General features: G+C 71.7%; 16 protein-coding genes. 8 read left to right on the top strand and 8 right to left on the bottom strand.

What is annotated here, in order from left to right; all coding sequences use genetic code 11:
• Positions 1–176: 176 nt before the first annotated feature.
• The 3 genes from BLS43_RS24025 (at position 177) to BLS43_RS24015 (ending at position 3,255) form a co-directional block, all read left to right on the top strand.
• Entirely contained in the window at positions 177–1,514 is a 1,338-nt protein-coding gene (locus BLS43_RS24025) for an HNH endonuclease signature motif containing protein (RefSeq protein ID WP_176921507.1), read from the top strand.
• Between the two features lie 122 nt (positions 1,515–1,636).
• Entirely contained in the window at positions 1,637–2,329 is a 693-nt protein-coding gene (locus BLS43_RS29610) for a hypothetical protein (RefSeq protein WP_143030194.1), read from the top strand.
• Positions 2,329–3,255, top strand: coding sequence for a hypothetical protein (locus BLS43_RS24015; RefSeq protein ID WP_093088969.1), 927 nt, complete (start codon positions 2,329–2,331; stop codon positions 3,253–3,255). The genes BLS43_RS29610 and BLS43_RS24015 overlap by 1 nt, the downstream gene beginning before the upstream one ends.
• Before the next feature lie 26 nt (positions 3,256–3,281).
• Here the strand turns inward: BLS43_RS24015 and BLS43_RS24010 are convergent, their stop codons facing one another.
• The gene (locus BLS43_RS24010; RefSeq protein WP_245707755.1) at positions 3,282–4,778 is read right to left on the bottom strand and encodes a sugar transferase; all 1,497 of its coding nucleotides are present in this window, start codon (positions 4,776–4,778) and stop codon (positions 3,282–3,284) included.
• Positions 4,779–4,997: 219 nt separating this feature from the next.
• Between BLS43_RS24010 and BLS43_RS24005 the strand changes: the two genes are divergently transcribed.
• Positions 4,998–5,699: an arsenate reductase/protein-tyrosine-phosphatase family protein gene (locus BLS43_RS24005; protein ID WP_093088967.1), complete on the top strand. Its 702-nt coding sequence runs from the start codon at positions 4,998–5,000 to the stop codon at positions 5,697–5,699.
• Between the two features lie 38 nt (positions 5,700–5,737).
• On the opposite strand, the gene BLS43_RS24000 is transcribed toward BLS43_RS24005, so the two are convergent.
• Positions 5,738–5,998, bottom strand: a complete 261-nt coding sequence (locus BLS43_RS24000) for a hypothetical protein (RefSeq protein WP_093088966.1) — start codon at positions 5,996–5,998, stop codon at positions 5,738–5,740.
• Between the two features lie 77 nt (positions 5,999–6,075).
• Positions 6,076–7,587 carry a sugar transferase gene (locus BLS43_RS23995; RefSeq protein ID WP_245707753.1) on the bottom strand — a complete coding sequence of 504 codons (1,512 nt, stop codon included), beginning with the start codon at positions 7,585–7,587 and terminating at the stop codon, positions 6,076–6,078.
• Between the two features lie 424 nt (positions 7,588–8,011).
• On the opposite strand from BLS43_RS23995, the gene BLS43_RS23990 reads away from it, so the two are divergent.
• Positions 8,012–9,019 (top strand): LCP family protein, encoded by a 1,008-nt coding sequence (locus BLS43_RS23990; RefSeq protein ID WP_245707751.1) that lies wholly within the window; start codon positions 8,012–8,014, stop codon positions 9,017–9,019.
• Between the two features lie 4 nt (positions 9,020–9,023).
• On the opposite strand, the gene BLS43_RS23985 is transcribed toward BLS43_RS23990, so the two are convergent.
• Positions 9,024–10,460, bottom strand: a complete 1,437-nt coding sequence (locus BLS43_RS23985) for a tannase/feruloyl esterase family alpha/beta hydrolase (RefSeq protein WP_176921506.1) — start codon at positions 10,458–10,460, stop codon at positions 9,024–9,026.
• 374 nt (positions 10,461–10,834) lie between these two features.
• Here BLS43_RS23985 and BLS43_RS31885 point away from each other — a divergent pair, with 374 nt between their 5' ends.
• Positions 10,835–11,938, top strand: coding sequence for an NlpC/P60 family protein (locus tag BLS43_RS31885; RefSeq protein ID WP_342741197.1), 1,104 nt, complete (start codon positions 10,835–10,837; stop codon positions 11,936–11,938).
• 52 nt (positions 11,939–11,990) lie between these two features.
• Here BLS43_RS31885 and BLS43_RS23975 read toward each other — a convergent pair whose 3' ends face one another.
• Both BLS43_RS23975 and BLS43_RS23970 read right to left on the bottom strand, forming a co-directional pair.
• Positions 11,991–13,013 (bottom strand): glycosyl hydrolase family 18 protein, encoded by a 1,023-nt coding sequence (locus BLS43_RS23975; protein WP_176921505.1) that lies wholly within the window; start codon positions 13,011–13,013, stop codon positions 11,991–11,993.
• 122 nt (positions 13,014–13,135) lie between these two features.
• On the bottom strand, positions 13,136–14,110 hold the full coding sequence (locus BLS43_RS23970) for a GDP-mannose 4,6-dehydratase (protein WP_093088964.1): 975 nt from the start codon (positions 14,108–14,110) through the stop codon (positions 13,136–13,138).
• A 591-nt stretch (positions 14,111–14,701) separates the two neighbouring features.
• Here BLS43_RS23970 and BLS43_RS23965 point away from each other — a divergent pair.
• Together BLS43_RS23965 and BLS43_RS23960 are read left to right on the top strand one after the other, a co-directional pair.
• Complete coding sequence (locus BLS43_RS23965; protein WP_093088963.1) at positions 14,702–16,102, top strand: nucleotide sugar dehydrogenase; 1,401 nt, start codon at positions 14,702–14,704, stop codon at positions 16,100–16,102.
• A gap of 57 nt (positions 16,103–16,159) precedes the next feature.
• The gene (locus BLS43_RS23960; RefSeq protein WP_093088962.1) at positions 16,160–17,821 is read left to right on the top strand and encodes a polysaccharide deacetylase family protein; all 1,662 of its coding nucleotides are present in this window, start codon (positions 16,160–16,162) and stop codon (positions 17,819–17,821) included.
• A 67-nt stretch (positions 17,822–17,888) separates the two neighbouring features.
• On the opposite strand, the gene BLS43_RS23955 is transcribed toward BLS43_RS23960, so the two are convergent.
• Positions 17,889–19,310 (bottom strand): polysaccharide deacetylase family protein, encoded by a 1,422-nt coding sequence (locus BLS43_RS23955; RefSeq protein WP_093088961.1) that lies wholly within the window; start codon positions 19,308–19,310, stop codon positions 17,889–17,891.
• A 35-nt stretch (positions 19,311–19,345) separates the two neighbouring features.
• Positions 19,346–20,734, bottom strand: a complete 1,389-nt coding sequence (locus tag BLS43_RS23950; protein WP_093088960.1) for a glycosyltransferase family 2 protein — start codon at positions 20,732–20,734, stop codon at positions 19,346–19,348.
• Positions 20,735–20,922: the final 188 nt, after the last annotated feature.

The raw sequence follows: 20,922 nt of genomic DNA, 5'->3' as shown, positions 1-20,922 counted from the left end.
GAGAGTGCTGTGTCGGATGCCACACGTCAGCGAAAATGATGATCCGACTGTCCGGTGGGGCTCTGCTGTCATCCGGCTCCGGACGATGTGAGCCCTGCCGTCGCTCGGACTCGACCGCTGGGCGCGATGGCGCGGGACGGGCGCTCCTCGAACACATGTTCGAGTATGATGTGGGTATGTCGGACTGGTCGGAGATGGCGGGCGAGGATCTTCTCGTGCTGCTCTCCGATGTGCAGTCCGCGCGCAACGCACTGGATGCGCGAATGCTGGGGATCGTGGCCGAGGTGGAGGAGCGTGGGCTCGCCTCCGAGAACGGTTACAGGGACACCGCCGATTTGTTGGCCTCGTTGCAGTTGGTGTCGCCGGGCATGGCGCGGGCTCGGGTGGCTGGGGCGCGCGCCGTCGTCCCGCAGTGGTCGCTGATCGGGGAGGAGCTGCCCGCCGCACTACCCGCCACCGCGGAGGCCGTGGGTGCGGCGGCGGTGTCACTCGAGCACGTCACGGTGATCCGCAAGGCGATGGGGGCGCTGCCCACCCACCTGCAGGCCGCGAAGGCCGAGTCGTTGGAGCGGGACCTCGCGTCGATCGCGCGCACGGTGGATCCGGACTCGCTGCGGAAGGCGGCCCAGCTGGCGTTGTCGCTCCTCGACCCGGACGGTCCCCGTCCGCGGGACGGGGCGCCGAGCCGCAATCGGCTGCGGTTCGTCGAGCGGGGAGACGGGTACGAGGCGAAGGGCTGGCTGGATTCGGAGTCCGCCGCCGTCGTCCGGACCGCCCTGTCGCCGCTGGCCGTGCCGGTCGGCGAGCACGGCCCCGGGGAGTGCGCCGAGCCGAACTGCGAGCACGGGGCGGGGGAGCGGGTACCCGACGGGCGGTCGATGGCGGAGCGGGACGGGGACGCACTCGTCGAACTGTGCCGTCGAATGCTGGACTCGGGTGCGCTGCCCACCGAAGGTGGGGAGCGGCCGCACCTCACCGTCACGATCCCGCTGGCCTCGCTCCAGGCTGCCGGAGGAGCCGGGTTGCTGGAGTTCGGAGACGGGATCGGGCGGTCGGTGCTCTGCGCCGAGGAGGTCCGGCGGCTGGCGTGCGATGGGGCCGTCGTGCCCGTGGTGCTCGGGTCGCGGGGCGAGCCGCTCGACGTCGGGCGGCGCAGCCGAGTGGTCACCGTCGGGATGCGCCGGGCCCTCGACGCCCGCGACGGAGGATGCGCCCACCCCGGCTGCGGGCTGCCGGCGAGGTGGACCGAGGCCCACCACGTCGAACACTGGGCGGACGGCGGGGTCACCGCCGTCGACAACCTGGTGCTCCTCTGCGGGCGGCATCATCGCCTGCAGCACAAAGGGGAATGGCGGATCACGATGGAAGCCGGGTTGCCGGTCTTCCACCCGCCGTGGTGGACGGGGATCCCACCGTCACGGAACCTTCTGCACCGGCCCGATCTGATCGGGGCGATACCTGCACCCCGCCCTGAGGTCCGGCGGTTGCCTGTCGAAGAGCTTGTCGGGGTCTGATTCCCACCTGCGGCCCTGGGGTGGGAGAACTACGTATGGCGAGGTTGCGACCGCGCGTGCGAGGTTGCTCACGCGGAGCGACCGGAGGCGCGGGGATGCAGGGGCCGAGATGGCGGGGGCCAGTGTCCGCACTGGTGCTCGGTGCGCTGCTGGTGATCGCCGGGTGCGGCGACCAAGCGCGGGCGGGTGGGGCACCCAGTGGGCCCGTCGCGGCCCAGGCTGCGAGCGTCACGCCGCACTCCGAGGCGTCGACCGCGCAGACCCAGACCGAATCGCCCTCGCTCGAAAACCCGGCTCCCGGGCCACACACACCGGCCGACGCGGGTCCACCGCCGTCGCCGAAACAAGGGCAGGCGCCACCGGTTCAGGTGCCGCCCGCAGCCCCGCAGCCTCCGCCGCAGGAGCACGCCGCGGAACCGAGAGGCGCCGGGCCCGAGCCGAACACCGGTTCCCGGCCGGGTGGGCAGCCGACGGGCGCCGCGATCGCGGACGCGCTGGGCGACACGCTGGAGACCTGGGAGGCCGAGCAGGCCAAGAGGTGTCCACGGGCGTCGCTGCGGGACTGCTGGACGATCGTGACGGTGGGCGCGGGGACTCATGCCTGTAAGGCGAGCCCAGCCCCCGGGACGATCGCACCGTTCGGCTCGACGATCACGATCACCATGACCGCGGACAGCGACGCCTGTGTCGCGCTGCTCGACGGGCGGACAACAGGTGGGGGCGACGGGAACACCGCCGACGGCACCGAAAGGGACACGGAACAGCGTACGGGCGAGACGGGGCAGACCGAGTCGGGAGAGGGCGGTCAGCCGTAGTGCCGCGTCGCCGGACCCGGCACATTCGTCCCCGCGAGCCCGAGCCGGAGCAGCCCGCGCTCGCGACCAGGGTGCTCCGTCTCGTCGGGTCGGTGGTCGCGCCGGCGACCGTGCTCACCGCCCTGCTGCTCTACTTCGGCAGGCTGCACGCCCAGGGGCTGGCGGACTACTTCGGGCTGCAGTACTCGGTGCTCGACCTGACCACCCAGGACTTCGTCGTCCGCAGTGCGGACGGGTTGATCCTCCCTGCCGCGCTCACCGCCTGCGCAGTGCTGCTCGCGCTGTGGGCGCACTGGGTCCTCACTCGCGCGCTACCGCCGCCCGCTCGGCAACGGGCCCTCCGCGTGGTGATCCCGGTGGCTGCCGTGCTGGGCTGCGGGCTGGTGACGCTGGCTCTCGTCGACGCGTTCACCCCCGGCGAGCTGTTCGACCCAGTCGGCGAGCTGCGGGGGCTGTGTCTGGCGATCGGGGCGCCGCTGCTCGTCTACGCGGTTCGGCTCGCCCGCACGGCGGGAACGGGTCGCTCCTCGGGAGGGACGGCGCTCGCCGAGTGGACGGCGGCGTTCGCGCTGGTCAGCGTGGGACTGTTCTGGGCCGCCGGCACCTACGCCGTGGGGGTGGGGACGGGGCGGGCCCGGCAGATCGCCGACCTGCTCGGCTCCATGCCGGACGTGACCGTGTTCAGCGAGAAGGACCTGAACCTGGACGGGCAGCCCGGCGTCTCCGTGCAGCGCTGCCCGGCACCCGAGCGTGCCTACGGGTACCGCTACAGCGGGCTGCGGCTCGTCCTGCAGTCCGGCAGCCAGTACCTGCTGCTGCCCGTCGGGTGGAGCGTCGAACGGGGTGCCGCCATCCTGCTACCCCGGCAGGGTGGGGTCCGGCTCGAGTTCGGCTGGCGGTCGGACTGGCGGCCCACCGGCTGCTAGATGGTCAGTGGTCGTACTCGGTCTCCTCAGTACGCGCCGCGGCTCGCGAGCACGGCGCCCAGGGTCTTCCACATGATGGTGAGGTCCATGGCCATGGACCAGTTCTCCACGTACCGGAGGTCCAGGCGGACCGACTCCTCCCAGGACAGGTTGCTACGGCCGGAGACCTGCCAGAGGCCGGTCATCCCGGGGCGGACCAGGAGCTTGCGCCTGGCCATGTCCTCATAGGTCTCCACCTCGGCAGGGAGGGGAGGGCGGGGGCCGACGAGGGACATGGTGCCGTTGAGGACGTTGAGCAGCTGGGGGAGCTCGTCGATCGAGTAGCGGCGCAGCAGGGCGCCGATCCGAGTGACGCGGGGGTCGCGAGCCAACTTGAACAGCGGACCCGCGCCCTCGTTGGCGGCCTGCAGCGCGGCGCGGCGAGCCTCGGCGTCGACGACCATCGAGCGGAACTTGACCATGTGGAACATGCGGCCCTGGGCGCCGACCCGTTCCTGGCGGAAGAAGACCGGGCCGCCATCCGACTTCACCGCGATCGCCACGGCGAGGAACACCGGCGCGGCGAGCAGCAGGAGCAGGGCCGCGGCGGAGCGGTCGAGGACGGTCTTGAGCACGCGGGCCGCCCCGGTGAACCGCGGCTTCGACAGCCGCAGGAGCGGCAGACCGTCGACCGGGGAGATGTGCATCCGCGGGCCGGCGACCTCCATCAGGCCGGGGTCCACGGCGAGCTCGGTGTCCGTGCCCTCGAGCTCCCAGGCGAGGCGGTGCAGGCGACCGGGGCCCCAGCCCGCCGCCCGCCCGACGGAGACCACCGCGAACCGCTTCGCGTGGACGATCGGGGCCACCGAGTCCAGGTCGCCCACCACCGGGACGCCCTCGATGTGCGACCCACCGGCCGGACCCCGCCCGCTCGGGGTGCACGCCGCATCGATGCGCCACCCGAAGTGCACGTCCCGGCGGGTCCGGCGGACCATGTCGGCCACGGCGGCCTCGTCGCCCACGACCAGCACCGACGCCATCGCGCGGCCGGAGCCGCGCAGCCTGTGCAACCACTTACGGACGGCGAAGCGGCCGAAGCCGACGGCGAGACCGATCACCGGGACGAGGAGGAACACCCAGATCCGGACCGACGCCACCAGCAACGTGAGTCCGCCGAGGGCCAGGATCACCGAAGTCGCGACGACCGCGTGGCCGAGGCGCTTGAACTCCGCGGTGCCCACCCCGAGCATCCGCGGGTCCCAGGCTCGGGCCACCGGGAGGGCGATGAGCAGCAGCGCGGCGGCGAGCAGGCCGCTGACCAGGTGTGCCCGATCCGCAGCCTCGGCACCGGTCCACCCGAGCAGCACGGCCAGCCCGGTGCCGGCGAGGACGATCGACGAGTCCGTCAGGATCACCACGCGGCGCAGCTTCGGCCGCCAGCCGTCAGCCCGCGGCGGCTGTATATCCGGCGCGGGACGCTGGACGGGCACCTCGACGGCGGTTCCCTCGCTCGTCGGCTCGGCGACACCCGGCTGCTTGCTCACGAAATCCACGACCCCCCATGACCACCAGAACAACTGCTCGACGCCCTGGGCACGACGGAACTCGATCGCTACGGTGCGAGGGAGGCCCGTCAGGCCCGGGGAGCGATCCCCTTGGCGTCGATCGCTCCGTCCGTCGCTCGACAGAGCGAACCCGTTACGAAGAGTTAGTCGAATCATCAATTGCGAGGACGGCTGGTCGGTTCGTGTGACGCTGGCGGCGTGGGGCTCACGTTCCGCCCCGTCACCGCGATGTCACCGGGGAGAGACGCCATCCACGACGGGTCGGGGGACCAGATGTCGTTGCACGCCGCCACACCGCCGGACACGGAGACGTTCCGGCTGCTGTTCGTGTGCACCGGCAACATCTGCCGCTCGCCGGTCGCGGAGATCATGACCAAGCACATCCTCAAGGGCGGGCTGGGCGGCCACGAGGCCGCGCGTTTCGTCGTCGCCAGCGCCGGAGTCGGGGCGGTGGTCGGCGAGATGATGCACCCGGACACCCGGGACGAGCTGTCGCCGTGGGGTCTCGACGGGCTGGTCGCGGGCGAGTTCCGAGCCCGTCAGCTGCGCGCGCCCATGGTGCGCCGGGCCGATCTGGTGTTGGGCGCGAACGTCCGACACCGGAGCGCGATCGTCGAGCGCGAGCCCGCAGGCCTGCGCACCACCTTCGCGCTCCGCGAGTTCGCCGCACTGGCCGACGCGGTGGACGAGACCCTGCTCCCGGCCGAGGACCCGGTCAAGCGGGCCACCGAGCTCGTCGAGCAGGCCCGGATGCTGCGCGGGCTCGTCCGCATGGACCCGGAGGACCTGCGGCTGCCCGACCCGATGGGGCGTCCCCCCGCGGCGCACCGCCACGCCGTCGAGCTGATCACAGACGCCGTCTACCGGATCGTGCAGCGGATCGTGCCGCCGCGCGGCTGATCCGACGACAGGCCGGACCGCCCGGAGACGGGTTCCGCTCAGGCCTCGGTCCGCCTCCGGGTGCGCAGGATGCGGACGGTGCGGACGCCTGCGATCGCGATGGCGGCGAGCCCGGCGAGGTCGGCGCCGGTGAGACCGTTCTGCGGGGTGAACCTGAGCAGCACGATCCCCTCGACACTGCTGTTCACCAGCAGCCAGGCGAGGCCGGCGAGGCCGAGTGCGATGGATCCGCCGAGTCCGGTCCGGCTGCTGACCGCCGCGAGGACGACCAGGGCGAGGAGGACGAGGGCCGGGATCACCCGGCCAGTATGCGTGGCGGACCTGTGACCGCCCTGTGGAGTTGGGGGCCAGTTCACATCCTGCCGCGCCGCCGGGCTCAGTACGCCCCGCGGCTGCCCAGAACCGCGCCCGCGGTCTTCCACAGGATGGTCAGGTCCATCGCCATCGACCAGTTCTCCACGTAGCGCAGGTCGAGGCGGACGGACTCCTCCCACGACAGGTCGCTGCGTCCGGAGACCTGCCACAGGCCCGTCATGCCCGGGCGGACGAGGAGCCGGCGGCGGGCGACGTCCTCGTAGGCCTCCACCTCGGCGGGCAGCGGGGGGCGGGGACCGACCAGGGACATGCTGCCGCCCACGACGTTCAGCAGCTGGGGGAGCTCGTCGAGCGAGTAGCGGCGCAGGAGCGCGCCGACGCGGGTGACCCGCGGGTCACTGGCCATCTTGAACAGCGGCCCCGCGGCCTCGTTGGTCGCGGCGAGGGCGGCACGGCGGGCCTCGGCGTCGACGACCATCGACCGGAACTTGACCATTCGGAAGGTGCGGCCGTCGATGCCGACGCGCTCCTGGCGGAAGAAGACCGGCCCGCCGTCGACCTTCACCGCGATCGCGACCACCAGGAACATCGGGGCGGCGAGCAGGAGCAGGGCGGTGGCGAGGATCCGGTCGAAGGTCAGCTTCAGCGCCCGGGGGACCCCGGTGAAGCGCGGCTGGGAGAGCCGGAGCAGGGGGAGGCCGTCTACCGGGGTGATGTGCATCCGCGGTCCGGCGATCTCCATCAGGCCGGGGTCGACCGCGAGCTCGGTGGTCGAGCCCTCGAGCTCCCAGGCGAGCCGCTGGAGCCTGCCCGCGCCCCAGCCGGGCGCCTGCCCCACCGAGACGACCTGGAACGCCTTCCCCGCCAGCAGCGGTCCGATCGAGTCGAGGTCACCGATCACCGGCACACCCAGCACCGACGGGCCGCCCTCGGTGCCGCGTCCGGTCGGGGTGCAGGCCCCGTCGATGCGCCAGCCGAAGTGCACGTCCCGCCGGGTGCGACGGACCATGTCCGCCACCGACTCGGGTGACCCCACGGCGAGCACCGAGAGCATCGCCCGGCCCCGGCCACGCTGGTGGTGCAGCACCTTGCGCAGCACGAAGCGGCTCACCGCGAGCGCCCCGCCGATCAGCGGCACGAACAGGAACACCCAGATCCGCACGGACGAGACCATGAGGCTCAGCCCGCCCAGACCGAGGACCACGGTCGCGCCGAACACCGCGCGGAACAGGCGGAGGAACTCGGTGGAACCGGCACCGAGCACGCGGCCGTCCCAGGCCCGGGCCAGCGGCAGTGCGGCGACCAGCAGGGCGGCGCCGATGAGACCGCAGACCAGGCGGGCCCGGTCCGCCGCCTCCATGCCGGTGAGTCCGATGACGACGAACAGCGCGGTGCACGCGGTGATCACGGCGAGGTCGGCGGCGATCGCGAGTCGCCGGACCCGGCTCTGCCAGCGGGTGTCGACGGTGTGGGGGAAAGCCGCGGCGGACCGGGATCGCTGGACGGGCAGCGTCGGGGCGGGGTCGCCCTGCCATACGGGCGCTCCAGTCCTGATCTCGGAATGACCGCTCACGCCGCGCCCCCCACGTCGTCGAGAATTCAACCGCGTGGACTGTCGGCTTCCTGTCGAGCCGCGTTACAAGCGGCCGAGTGGACCGAATGGGGTATATCTGCCCTGCTCGGAGTAGAGCTATGTGTGTAATGAGTGACCGGTGAGCCGTTCATCCGGCCTGATCGACCACCGGGCCCGTCGGTGTCCCTGCCTCTCGGAGAGCGACGTCACATCGCCAGGTCGGAGCCTCCATCCGTGCCGAGCCGGGCGTGTCGGTCGATCGCCCGACACGGTCAGGGCTCTGAATCCGGGGCGTGTCGTCAGAGTCGTCGGCGCCCGACGTCGGGACGCCCGAATCGGTAACGATCCAGCGTTGCCCGCAGACATCCTGGGCGGGTTCGGCGGAATGGGAGTCGTGGTGTCGGGGAATGTGTCGGCGGATTCGGTGGGCACGCGACATCGCAGCCGGACCAGGCGGGTCCTCATCGGGCTGCTCGTGGCCGTCCTGGCCCTCATCCTGGTCGCCGCCGGAGCGATCTACGCCCTGACCGAGTCGCTCGGCTCCCGGGTCACCCGGCTGCCGGACAGCTTCACCGGGATCCCCGAGGAGACCCGGCCGGCGGCCACCGAGGCCACCACCTTCCTGCTCGTCGGCACGGACAGCCGGGCGGACGGGCCGACCACCGGCACGGACGCGGTGGCGAGCGGCGGCTCCCAGCGGTCGGACGTGATCATGCTGGCCCGGGTCGCGCCGGACGGCACCACGGCCTCGGTCACCTCGATCCCCAGGGACAGCTGGGTGGACATCCCCGGGCGCGGACCGAACAAGATCAATGCGGCGTACGCTTTCGGTGGGGCGCCGTTGCTGATCCAGACCGTCGAGGCGGTCAGCGGGGTCCGGGTCGACCACTTCGGAGTGATCGACTTCGCAGGCTTCCAGGAGATGGTCGACTCCGTCGGCGGGATCGACGTCCGGGTGGCCGCGGCCACGTCGAATGCCGGAGTGGCCTTCCACGAGGGGCTCAACCACCTCGACGGCGCCGAGGCCCTGGCCTACGTCCGACAGCGCTACGACCTGCCCGGTGGCGACCTCGACCGGGCGAGACGCCAGCAGAACGCGCTGAAGGCGCTGCTCACCAAGGCGGGCGACAGCCTGTCCGACCCGGTCGGGCTCTACAAGCTCGTGGACACCACCAGCCGCACGGTGAGCGTGGACGACACGCTGTCCAACGGCGGCCTGCGAGACCTCGCCCTGCAGTGGCGGAACCTGCGGCCCGCCGGGGTGACCTTCACCAGCGCACCGGTCGCCGGGCTCGGCAGCGAGGGCCCGCAGTCCGTCGTCTACCTGGACGAGGCGGCGGGCGTCGCCTTCTGGCAGGCCGTGCGCGACGGGACCCTGGCGGCCTACGTCGCCGCACACCCAGGCGAGGGCCTCGCCGCCACTCCGAACTGACGGCTCACGCGCTCGGGACGTACGAGCCCTCGCGGTAGACCGTGGTCCGCGGGTAGGGGAACGTCGGGACTCGGCGGTCCCCGAACCACAGGTCGACGGTGTCCGGCGCGGTGCCCTGCTCCACCCAGGACACGAGCTGTTGGATCGTCTGTGGGGTGGCACCGTAGTGGCCGCCCCAGCAGTGGCCGATGCCCGGCAGCGCGAACAAACGGACGAAGTCGTCGGCGTCCGGATGGTGGGCCTGTACCCGGTCCATCCAGCTCAGCGTGGCGATCGGGCTCACCACCGTGTCCCCGAGCGGCACCGTGACCAGCAGCTTTCCTCCGCGGGCGCGGAAGGCGTCCAGGTTCGCGGTGGCGTCCGCGGCTGCGCGGTACCCGGCGACCCGCGCCGGGACGTCCTCCGGGCTCCAGTCCGCCACCTGCGCCTCCGCTCCCAGCGGCGGGCCGTAGAGCGCGTAGCGGATCGCGCTGCGGGCGCTCTCGGCGACGAACGACCGGTCTGTGGCGAACTGTTCGGCCCACTCCACCGACTCCGAGCCCGGGAGCAGACCGCGGGGCAGGATCGGGCCCGCGCTGTTGGTCGGCGCGGCGTAGAGGCGTTCGGCGATGTCGCGCTGGTCGGGGGTGAGGCCCGCGGCGCCGAGGTCCGGCGTGCAGGACAACGGGTCCGCCACCAGGCCGTCGGCGATTCCGTCCCGCCCGTCGCACTGGGCCATGACCGTGCGGGACACGGCGTCCACCGTCTCCCGGGTCAGCCGCGCCGCGCCGTCCGGGGTGAACGCGGCGCCCACGGTCCACGGCCAGCTCGCGGCGGCGTGCCCGAGGGCGTCGAGCGCGGGGGAGTCCACCTGGATGCCGTCGAAGTCGGCGGGGTAGCGCTGGGCCTGGATCAGTCCCTGCCGGCCGCCGTTGGAGCAGCCGGTGAAGTAGGAGTGGCCGATCGGACGCGCATAGACCTGTTCGGTCAGCGCCTTCGCGACGACGGCGGTGACGTGCGTACTGCGGAACGCCCAGTCGTCGAAGGTGCCGGGCTGTTCCACCGCCCAGCGGAACAGGTCGTCGGTGGCCCGGTGCCCGGCGTCCGACGTCGCGGTGGCCACCCCGGACAGCACGCCCGGGTCGCACTCCTCCCCCTGTTCGTAGCCGCAGGTCGAGGCGCAGCCGATCACGGCGAACCGCTGGTTCCACGCCGCGGCGAGCGGCAGCTTGAGGGTGAACCGGACGGACGGGTCGATCGTGCCCGTGACCCGGCAGTGCTCGGGGACCTCGCCCGCGGCGGGAACGATCTCGGCGGTCGCCACGGTGGCCGTGATCCCCTCGGCGTAGGACAGGTCCGTGCCCGCGGCGGCACAGGCCGACCCGAAGGAGCCGGCCCCCGGCGCGGGGGTCGTGCAGGCGGTGGTGACGATCAGGACCAGCGCGGGAAGCAGCCTGAGCACGGGGGACATCGTGCCGGCGGCGCCGGCGTGCGGGGTGGGATGCTGATCACTCCGGCGGCGGCGTTAACGCGGGGTTGCCAGCCGACGACCAGCCCGGTGTGACCCAGCACACGGGACGTCACCGCCGGTCGGCGCCGCCGACGGGCAGACGGTCCGCAACGGTCGTGGTGCTCTGCGCACTCTGCGTCCTGACCGCTGACGCCGTGGTGCTCGGGGCGCCTCCGCCGCCCCCGGGTCGGGCGGCGGTCGGCGGCTCTGCGCCGCCGGTCGACCTGTCGGAATCGCCTGCGGCAACGATTGTGGACCTGCCGCTCGCCACGGTGGACGGGGGCGCTGTTGGCGTCCGGCCGACCGAGGCGGAGACGGTAGTCACCATGGCGGCGCCGGACCAGCGTGCCCGGATCGCCGTCCGCGCCGCGCTCGACCAGATCGGGCTGCCCTACGTGTGGGGCGGGGACGGACCCCGAGCGGGCGATGCGGGTTTCGACTGCTCGGGGCTGACCCACTACGCCTACGGCGTCGCGGGGCTCGACCTGCCGCGCACTGCGCACACCCAGTACCTCGCCGGGCCGCACCTGGCCGCGGACAGCCGGCTCGAGCTCGGTGACCTCGTGTTCTACGGGGTCCGGGCGCAGGTTCACCACGTGGGCATGTACATCGGGAAGGGGCGGATGGTGAATGCCCCGACTTTCGGCGAACCCGTCCAACTCGCGTACGTCCGCTGGCCGGGCGACGACTACCTGGGCGCGACCCGGCCGACGGCGGGCGCCTCTCGGTCAGGGGCCGTCGAGGCCTCTGCGCCGGTCCCCGCCGAGACCGCACTCCCCGGGTCCACACCGGAGAGGTGGGAGACGCCACCGGCGCCGCCCGAGCCGGGCGAGACCGCCGCGGCCTTGCCGGACCCCGCACCCGCGCCTGACGCCGGTGAGGCTCTGGATCCTGGGGGTGCGCCGGCTGCGCCCCCACTCGAGGTGCCGGCGGCGGAGCCACCAGCCGAAGCGACGTCGGCGCTCGCCCGCGCGGACGGAGCCCCACGAGCGGTCGCGTCACCGGCGTCGGCGACCGCGACGGTCCCGCCGACCGCGACGGTCCCGCCGACCACCACCGTTCCACCGCCGACGACCACGGTCCTGTCCACCACGACCGTCCCGCCATCGACGACGAACCCGGCGGCGTCCGCCTCGGCCACGAGCCCCGTCGGCCCGCTTGTCCTCGTCCTGCCCTTCGGGTCCGTCACGGTCCCGACCGCGGGGTGGCGGCAGGTGGGGAGTGGGGCGGTCGCGACACTGCCGTCGGCCTCGCCGCTGGACGAGTTGGTCGTCGGGGTGCGGATCAGCGCGCGGTTCCCCGACGGTGCCCGGCGGATGTTCACGGTTCGCGAGGTGCGCTCGGGCGACGCACTCCCGGTGGCCGGATCACTGGTGCTGACGGCCGCCAGGGTGGACGGCACTCGGGCCGTGGTGATCGCCGGTCTGTGAGCGACGCTCCCGAGCCGGACCCTGAACCGGCACGGGTCGAACCGAGGCCCGTCTACCCGGCACCCAGCAGCGGCCAGACCGCGGGATCCTCACCGCCGAGGCGCCACAGCTCGACCCCGGCGAGCCCGTACTGCCGGGCGAGCGCGAACTTCGGCTCGACGCTCTCGGCGTCTTCGAACCAGACCTCGTGCGTCACACCGTCCGCCGCGGTGTAGGCGAAATGCATCGCGCCACCCGCGTCCCGCTGAGGTGTGGTGCCCGCGGCAGCGGCGAGCGCCATCGCCTCCCGCCAGACCACCGGTGCGCCCCGGCCCGTCGCGGGCCAGTCGTACCCGTAGAGGCCGACGCCCAGCATGAGCTTGTCCGGCGGTACCTGGGTCACGGCGTACCGGATCACCGGCTCCACCCAGTCGTCCGGGGCGATCGGGCCGGGCGTGCTGTCCTGCCAGTGCCAGTCGTAGGCCATCAGCACGATGCGGTCGGCGCTGCGGCCGATCGCGGCGTAGTCCTGGGCGAGGTTGCGGCCGTCGTAGCCGGCGTCGTCCGTCTTGGGGTGCACGGTCACGTAGAGCTGACGATTCTGCGCGTGCAGCGCTCCGGCCAGCTGCGCGACGAACTCCGTGAAGACGCCGCGGTCCCCGGCGTCCAGGTCCTCGTAGTCGAGCTGTAGACCGGCGAAGTCGCGCGAGGCAGCGAGGGCGACGAGCGCCTCGACGTGAGCCCGAAGCCGCGCGTCGTCGTGTAGAACGTCCCGCACGACCTGAGGTGCCCAGCTGCCACCGTGAGTGCTCGCCACCGTCGGGAGGAGCCGGGTGCCGCCCTCGCGCGCGACCTGGAGCGCTCGCTCCTCCTCGGCGGCCCCGCCGGGGAGGTCGGACACGACCGTCCCGTCGGGCGCGAGGCCGTACCACCAGGGCGTGACCAGGTCGATCGCCGTCCGGTTCCTCGCGAGGCTGCTCAGCCCGTCGTCGAGATCCCAGTACGGGACCGCGGCGACCACCTCCGACGAACCGGCCAGGATCCGAGGCACCCAGATCGCCGCCGGCGTCACCAGCACGAGGGCGAGACCGATCACGAGGGGCCAGGACGAGCGCCGCCCGGCCCGGTCCTCCGGTGGAGTCCGGTGGCGTCCGCTCTCCCATCCCGCCCTCGGACCGCCGGACCCGGTGGACCCGGTGGACCCGACGGGTCGCACCCTCAGCGTGCCGGGGCCGGTACGGCGATCGCTTCCGCGACACGGTCGATGATCTCCTCGATCGTCGCGCGCGGGGCGAAGCCGACGAGCCTGCCCGCCAGCGTGTTGTCCGGGACGCGCCGCCTCATGTCCTCGTAGCCGGGACCGTAGGCCTCGGCGTACGGCACCAGCGTGATCGGGCTGGGGCTGTCCAGCCTGCTCGCAATCCGCGCGGCCAGGCTCATGATGGAGATCTCGGTCAGCCCTCCGAGGTTGACCGCGAGCTTGTCGGCGGCCGGGCACTCGGCGAGCGCGACGAGCGCCGGGACCACGTCCGCGACGAACGAGAAACACCGTGTCTGCTGTCCGTCGCCGAAGACGGTGAGAGGCTCCCCACGGAGGGCCTGCCCGACGAGGTTGGGAACGACCATCCCGTACCGGCCGGTCTGGCGCGGGCCCACCGTGTTGAACAGCCGCACGATCACGAGCGGGACGTCATAACGCGTCGCGTAGGCGTGGGCGAACGCCTCGTCGATGCCCTTGGCGCCGGCGTAGGTCCAGCGGGACAGCAGGGCGGATCCCAGGATCCGGTCGGAGTCCTCGGCCAACCGGTCCGCCGTGTTCTTGCCGTACACCTCGCTGGTCGAGGCGAGCAGTACGGCCAGTCGGTGCTCTCGTGCCGCCTCCATGACGTTCTCCGTGCCGTGGATGTTCACCCGGAGGCCGTGCAGCGGGTCGTCCACGATCAGCCGGACGCCCACCGCCGCTGCGAGGTGGAAGACGCGGTCATGCCCGGCCATGGTCTCGCCGAGCAGTTCGGTGTCCAGAATGGACCCTTCCACGAACGTCAGCCGTGGGTGATCCGCAACCGCGGCGAGGTTGTCCACCGACCCGGTCGACAGGTCGTCAAGGACGGTGACCTCGTCGCCGGAGCTCAGCAGATGCTCGGTCAGATGGCTGCCGATGAAACCGGCTCCACCTGTGATGACAGTGCGCAAGACTCCACCTTCTCCGGTCTACTGGAATAGAGGAAAGTTTCCGGTCGCGACTACGGGATTGCATGTCGAAACAACGGGATCGACGGCTCTCTCGTGGTCCTCCTCGGTACACTCGGCAGGACCTTGAGTCGTGTTACGTCCCGATCAACAGCGATTCGATCTTCATCCACGAGAATGAAGATCATGTGCGTGATACGGATCATAGTCGCTACCACCCGTGTTGATCAAGCCGCTGTATCGGACGCGATGGTCTGCGACGATGGAATGGCCCGTCCCATCGGGGAACCAAGTAGCTACTCAGAGTAGTGTTTCGGAGAAGTTGTATCGCTGAGTCGTCCTCCGGCGAGAACACATGGGGTAGCACTTCCTCGCGCTCGTAGATCTTCGGCCGAATGCAGTAGTTGGGTCGTGTGCTCGGAAGAAGAAGCGCGGGGTCGGGTCTTGCGAGTATTGCGTCGGCTAATGGGTCGGGGCATTCTGTGAGACCGGTGACGCGACGTCTGTCGGGGAGTCGCGTCGGGGCTGCACCTGCGAGTGGGCCAGATCGACGACGATGCGGCGTGACCGCACATCCCCGGGGGGACATTCCCTATGACCAGTACTCCTGTCACCAGCTCCGCCCTGGTCGAGTACATCCCGCAACAGCAGACTCGAGCCGTGGCCGGTGGTCGACGGCCTGCTCTCTCCAGTGCGGACGCCGCTGTGGCTACGCCGCACCCCGCCAGTCGCGAGTTCCCGTACGACATCGCCATCGTCGGGCTCGGGTACGTCGGGCTGCCGACGGCCCTCGCCATGCATGCGGCCGGCCAACGGGTGCTCGGCCTCGACGTGTCGCTGGACCGCCTGCAGGCGATCCTTGCGGGCCGGGTCGATCTGCTGGCCTCGGACCGCGAACGTCTCCAGGCGAGCATCATCGCCTCGGCGGACGAGTTCGCGCTCACCGATGACGCACGGTTGCTCGCTGACGCACGGGCGGTCGTGGTCTGCGTTCCGACCCCGGTCGACGCGCACCTGGTTCCCGACCTGTCGATCCTGCGCAGCGCGTGCGCAGCGGTGGTCGCGAACGCGGTCCCCGGTCAGGTGCTCATCCTCACCTCGACCACGTACGTCGGGACCACCGACGACCTGCTCGTGCACCCTCTGGCCGCGCGCGGGCTCCGTCCGGGCGAGGACATCGCGGTCGCGTTCAGCCCGGAGCGCATCGACCCGGGTAACGCGGGCCACGCCCACGAGGCGGTTCCACGGGTCGTCGGAGGAGCCACGCCGCAGTGCACGGAGCTCGCCGTCGAGGTGCTGGGCGGCTACGCGGAGCAGGTGCACCCGGTGTCGTCCACGGGGGCGGCCGAGCTGACGAAGTTGTTGGAGAACACGTTCCGCGCGGTGAACATCGCCCTCGCCAACGAGATGGCCGAGATCAGTGGCGCATTGAACCTCGATGTCATGGAGGTCATCGCCGCCGCCGCGACCAAGCCGTACGGCTTCATGCCCTTCTACCCGGGGCCCGGGGTCGGCGGACACTGCATACCGTGCGATCCGCACTACCTGCTGTGGCAGCTGCGCCGCAGGCGGATCACCAGCCCCGTCATCGAGCAGGCGATGAACGGGATCGCGGCGCGGCCGGGTCGGGTGGTCGACCGCTGCGTGGAGGTGCTGGCGGCGCGTGGGCAGAGCATCGCGGGGGCCCGAGTCCTGGTCCTCGGCACGGCGTACAAGCCTGACGTCGAGGACGTTCGGGAGTCTCCGGCCCTGGAGATCCTCGCCCTGCTCGCCGCGCGGGGCGCGAAGATCGCGTACCAGGACGAGATGATCCCGACGCTGCGGGTCGAGGGCGTGGGTGAGCTGCAGAGCGAGGCCGACCCCCTCGCCTTCGCACCCGACCTCGTGATCGTGCACACCCTGCACGGCCGGACCGAACCGGAATGGCTGGCGTCGGCGCCCGCGATCCTCGACACCACCTATCGGGTCAGCGCAGGACCCCGCGTCGTTCTCTGACGATCCCCTCGAACCTCCGTCCGGCGACGGTCGGAGCATCCCCCTCTTGGAGTCAGCGTGTTCCCCTCTCGACCTCATCGCCCGCCGAGCCGCGCGGGCCGAAGTGCCCGGCAGCCGGTTCGGGCGATCCTGGCCCTGCTCGCGGCGATCGCGGCGACCACGAGCCTGGCCGTCGTCGCGGCTCCCGCCGCCTCGGCGGCACCCAAGACGATCGTGTCGTTCACCTTCGACGACAGCAACGCGGACCAGCTGCCCGCAGCCCAGACGCTGAAGGCCAACGGCATGGCCGGGACGTTCTACGTGAACTCCGGCTTCGTGAACCAGCCCGGCTACTTCACCGTCGCCAACCTGCAGTCACTGGTCGCGGACGGGCACGAGATCGGCGGGCATTCGGTGACCCACCCCGACCTCACCAGCCTGCCCGCCGCCGAGGCCCAGCGGCAGGTCTGCAACGACCGGGTCAACCTCGCCAACTGGGGCATCCAGACCCGCAGCTTCGCCTACCCGTTCGCGGCGGCGACGACGGCGACCGAGAACATCGTGAAGAACTGCGGCTACCAGAGCGCCCGCGGCCTCGGCGACATCCAGAGCAGGTTCGGGTGCACGGGCTGCCCGTTCGCCGAGACCGTGCCTGTCCCCACGGCCTCGCGCTACTACACGAAGGCTCTCGACCAGGTCGACAACACCTGGACGCTGGCCGACCTGCAGACCGCCGTCACGAACGCCGAGGCCAACAACGGCGGGTGGGTGCAGCTGACCTTCCATCACATCGGCGGCAGCGACCCGCTCTCGATCAGCCAGGCCGTGTTCGACCAGTTCGTCGCCTGGCTCAAGCCGCGCGCGGCGGCGCAGAACACCGTCGTACAGACGGTGGGCCAGACCGTCGGCGGCGCGGTCAAGCCGCTGGTGAACGGGCCTGCGGTGCCGCCACCCACAGCGGGGGCCAACGGTGTCAAGAACGCGTCTCTCGAGACCGCGGGGACCAACGGGCTGCCGCAATGCTGGATGGCCGGCGGCTACGGCACGAACTCGCCGACCTTCACCACCCTCACCGGTGGGGCGCAACAGGGGACCAAGTCCGAGCGGCTCGTGATGGCGGGCTACCAGGACGGTGACGCGAAGCTGCTGCCGGCGCTCGACCTCGGCGGGTGTTCACCGAGCGTCACCGAGGGGAAGACCTACTCGTTGCGGGCCTGGTACACCTCCACCGCGGTGACCCAGTTCGCGGTGTACTACCGCACGGGCATCGGCACCTGGGTGTACTGGACGTCGAGCCCGTGGTTCGCGGCCGGCACCACCTTCACCCAGGCGGTCTGGACGACACCCGCGGTGCCCGCGGGGGCGACGGGGATCAGCTTCGGGCTGAACCTCTTCTCCAACGGTCAGCTGGTCACCGACAGCTACGCGGTCTACGACTCGGTGGGTGCGCCCGCCGTCGCGGGCCAGCAGTCGGCGGTCGTCGCTGCGCCCTCCGCAACCGCCCGGTCGGCCGGACCCGCCGTGGCCGCGTCGCCGACGGTGCCGGCTCCGCCGGGGGCGTCCATCGCGGTCCAACCGCGTCGCGAGGTGCGCAAGGCGATCCCGACCGGCCCGTCGGCCCACCGTGCTCGGGCCGACAGGCGGGGGCCGACCGGTCCGGTTCTCACCCAGATCCCAGGGCCGACACAGGTCAAGCCGGGGACGCCGATCCTTCTGGACGAGGGGTCGCTCAGCGGCTGACCGGCCGCACGACGGCGGCCTGCGGGACCTCGTCCGGCAGGCCGCCGTCGAGTGTCGGCGCCGCACCTCAGTGGGCGGTGCGGCGGGCCCGGCGAACCCACAGCCCGATCGTCGCCAGGACCAGGGCGGCCGCCCCGCTGATCGCGGCTATCGCCAGTGCCCGTGGTCCGGACAACGGCGGGAAGGGATCCACCGTCGGAGTCATGGTCGTCGAGTCGACGGTCAGCGAGCCGACGCCGGTCAGCGCCAGCCCGAAGGACAGGGCGGTGGTGCCGGGGGGTGTCTCCGGGGTGACCCACCGCGCCTCGTCCCAGCGCTCGCTCGCCGCAAAGAAGGGGCTCGAGGTCCAGTAGGACCAGCTTCCGTGGAAGTCCCGCACGAACAGCGCGTACTGGACCGGGGCGTCGCTCTGGAAGCCGGTGGCGAGTCGGTAGCGGTGTCCTTCCGAGGCAGCGGGAGCGCAGTCGCCCAGGTCCATCGTCGGTAGGAGCTTCGCATCTCCGCTCCGGTACTCGGTCACGGTGATGCGCTCGGCGCCGGAGCCACCCCCACGCCCCGGAGCGGCGGCGACCGTCGCTGTGTTCACCCCACTCGGGGCGAACGTCCAGCACACCGGGCGCCCGTCGGGGCCCCGGTCCTCCAGCGTCGGGTTCACGGGGCTGCTCGGCGGGGCACCGAACGGGACGTCCGGGGTCTCCCGCAACGGGAGCGCAGCCAGCCCGAGTGCCTCGCTTGCTGTGCGCACGGTGAGCGTGCCGGCCGCCTGCCGGGCGGCGAGCCAGTCGGCGAACGCGCTGAACTGCGTCAACCCGACGGCGTTGTCCTCGCATGCGTCACAGATGTGGTGGAACACCAGCGGCAGCCAGCCGCCGCCGGTGCGCTCGGCGTCCAGCACGAGGGTCTGCATCTCCGGGAGCGTCCACGTGGGATCGAACTGCCCTGGCGAGCGGGCGGAGAAGGGGTCCTGGAGCGGCATCGCCTCCGTCTTGTCGCATGCCACGCAACTGTCGCGAGCGGCCAGGCCGCCGACCAGCCGGGCGGCGTCGTACCCGCAGGAGCGCGCGGAGTCCTCGACCGACGGCGCGGTCGAGGAGAACGGGTATGCCAACACTCGGGGCTCGTGGCCCCACTCGGTGAGGTTCGTGCGGTCGAGACAGATCTCGCGGCGTGCCTCGTCGGCCGACACCTCCGCAAGGCGTGGGTGCAACACCGTGTGCCCACCGATCTCGTGTCCCTGTCGAGCCACCCGGTCGAGATCGTCGCGGGTGAAGTAGCCCGGCTCGTCGATGTGTCCCGAGATCACGAAGAAGGTGGCCCGCAACCCGAGCCGTTCGAGGACGTCGGCGGCCGCGAGTTGGTCGGCGGTGGAGTCGTCGAAGGTGATCGACACGACCGGCCCCGAACTCCCGGGTGCCGCGTGTGCCGACGCCGGGGACGCGATGCCGAGTGCAGCGGAACCGACGGCCGTGGCGGCGGCCATGGCGAGCATCCGAGGAGTGTGTTCCCGATGCCGACGATCGTGCTTCACGCCTTGCCGACCTGAATCTCGGTCGGTGCCCGCGGCGCGGGGACGGCAGTCGCAACGACGGAGCCCGGCGGCGTGGCGCGCCGGGTCGGGCTGGTCCACACCCCGCTGGAGCGGGTGAGCCAGGACGCGCCCAGGGCCCACAGGATGACGGCCGAGTCGATCATGCGCATGGGCAGGAAGAACAGCGCGTAGAGCAGGTAGAGCGCCCGCCGCTCGACTGCGGCCACCACCACGGTCAGGATCAGGTCGGGCAGGAGGATGCCCATCGCGAACACCGTGAGGGAGAAGTGCGCCACCACCCAGCTGTGCAGGTCGAAGAACGGCGCGATGAGGTCCAGGCTCGGCGCCGCCTCGGCGAGCAGGAGGAACAAGGCACCGAGCCCGGTGGCGAGCATGATGACGCTGGAGATCACCAGCTCCACGATCAGGACGGCGACGCCCCAGGCGAACACGTCCGGCCTGCCCCGGTAGCGTCGGACCGTCTGCCAGAAGCCCAGGCTCCATCGCCGGGTCTGCTTGATGTAGTCGCGCAACGAGTCGGGGTCCTGGGTGCGGGCGACGGCCCGGGTGGAGAACCCCACCCGGCCGAGCCGCTGCCGGTAGATCTCGAACGTCATGTGGAAGTCCTCGATGGCGACCCCGGGGGGGTCGACCCGGATGTGCCGCAGTGCCCGGGTCCGGTAGATCGAGGCGAATCCGGGCACGATCTGGACCGCGTTCACAAGTCGACCGGCCTGGCCGTACTTCACGAACCGTTGAACCACTGCATAGAGCCTGGACCGGTGCGCGATCACGATGCGGCCGGGGCTGAAGGTCTTCGTGGTCTCCCAGTCGGTCTCGGCGCATCCCGCGACGACTGCCACGTCCGGATCGTCGAGGAGGGGGAGCGCGGCGTGGAGATAGCCCTCGGTCAACCGGGTGTCCGCGTCGATGATCATCACGGCTTCGAACGCGTCGAGCAGCCCGAAGTGCTCCACGCCGAACGCGAGGGCGCCCGCCTTGCCACGTCCGGAGGGGGTCGCGACGACCCGGGCGCCGTAGGACCGGGCGATCTCCTCGGTGTCGTCGGAGGAGTTGTCCGACACCACGTGGATGTTGGTGGCCGGGAAATGCGCACGCAACGACTCGAGCGCCGCACCGATCACCGCTGACTCGTTGTGGGCGGGCACGAGGACGGCGATGTCGGCGGCACCGATGCCCCCACCACGACGGGGCAGCAGTTTGCGGGGTTCCTCCGAGTCACCCCAGCCGGTGCTCGCACGCCTGCCGAGCCGGACGCGCACGTGAGCCTCGTCGAGCAGCCGCACGATCCCGAGCCCGCCCCACAGAGTGAGGTTCACGCCCATGATGAGCAGCACCAGGAGCCAGGTCGGCATTGACGGCATCGACCATCCTTCGTCGTACGGTCAGGGCCGCCCCACGAGCCACGGCGCCCTTCCTGCTGTCGGTCCCACCGGGGGTGCCGTTACCCCGCCTGCGGGCCGTGGCCGGCGGTTCTTGTCCCGCCCCGAGCGCGCCGGCAGGCTTCCGGGACATGTCGTGGTCGCCGTCGAGGTCGCTCTACCGCCGGTTG

The organism is Pseudonocardia oroxyli, assembly GCF_900102195.1.
Taxonomy (GTDB): Bacteria; Actinomycetota; Actinomycetes; order Mycobacteriales; family Pseudonocardiaceae; genus Pseudonocardia; species Pseudonocardia oroxyli.
Note: the sequence above shows the minus strand (reverse complement) of the source record. Positions and strands in the feature narration are given on the sequence as shown.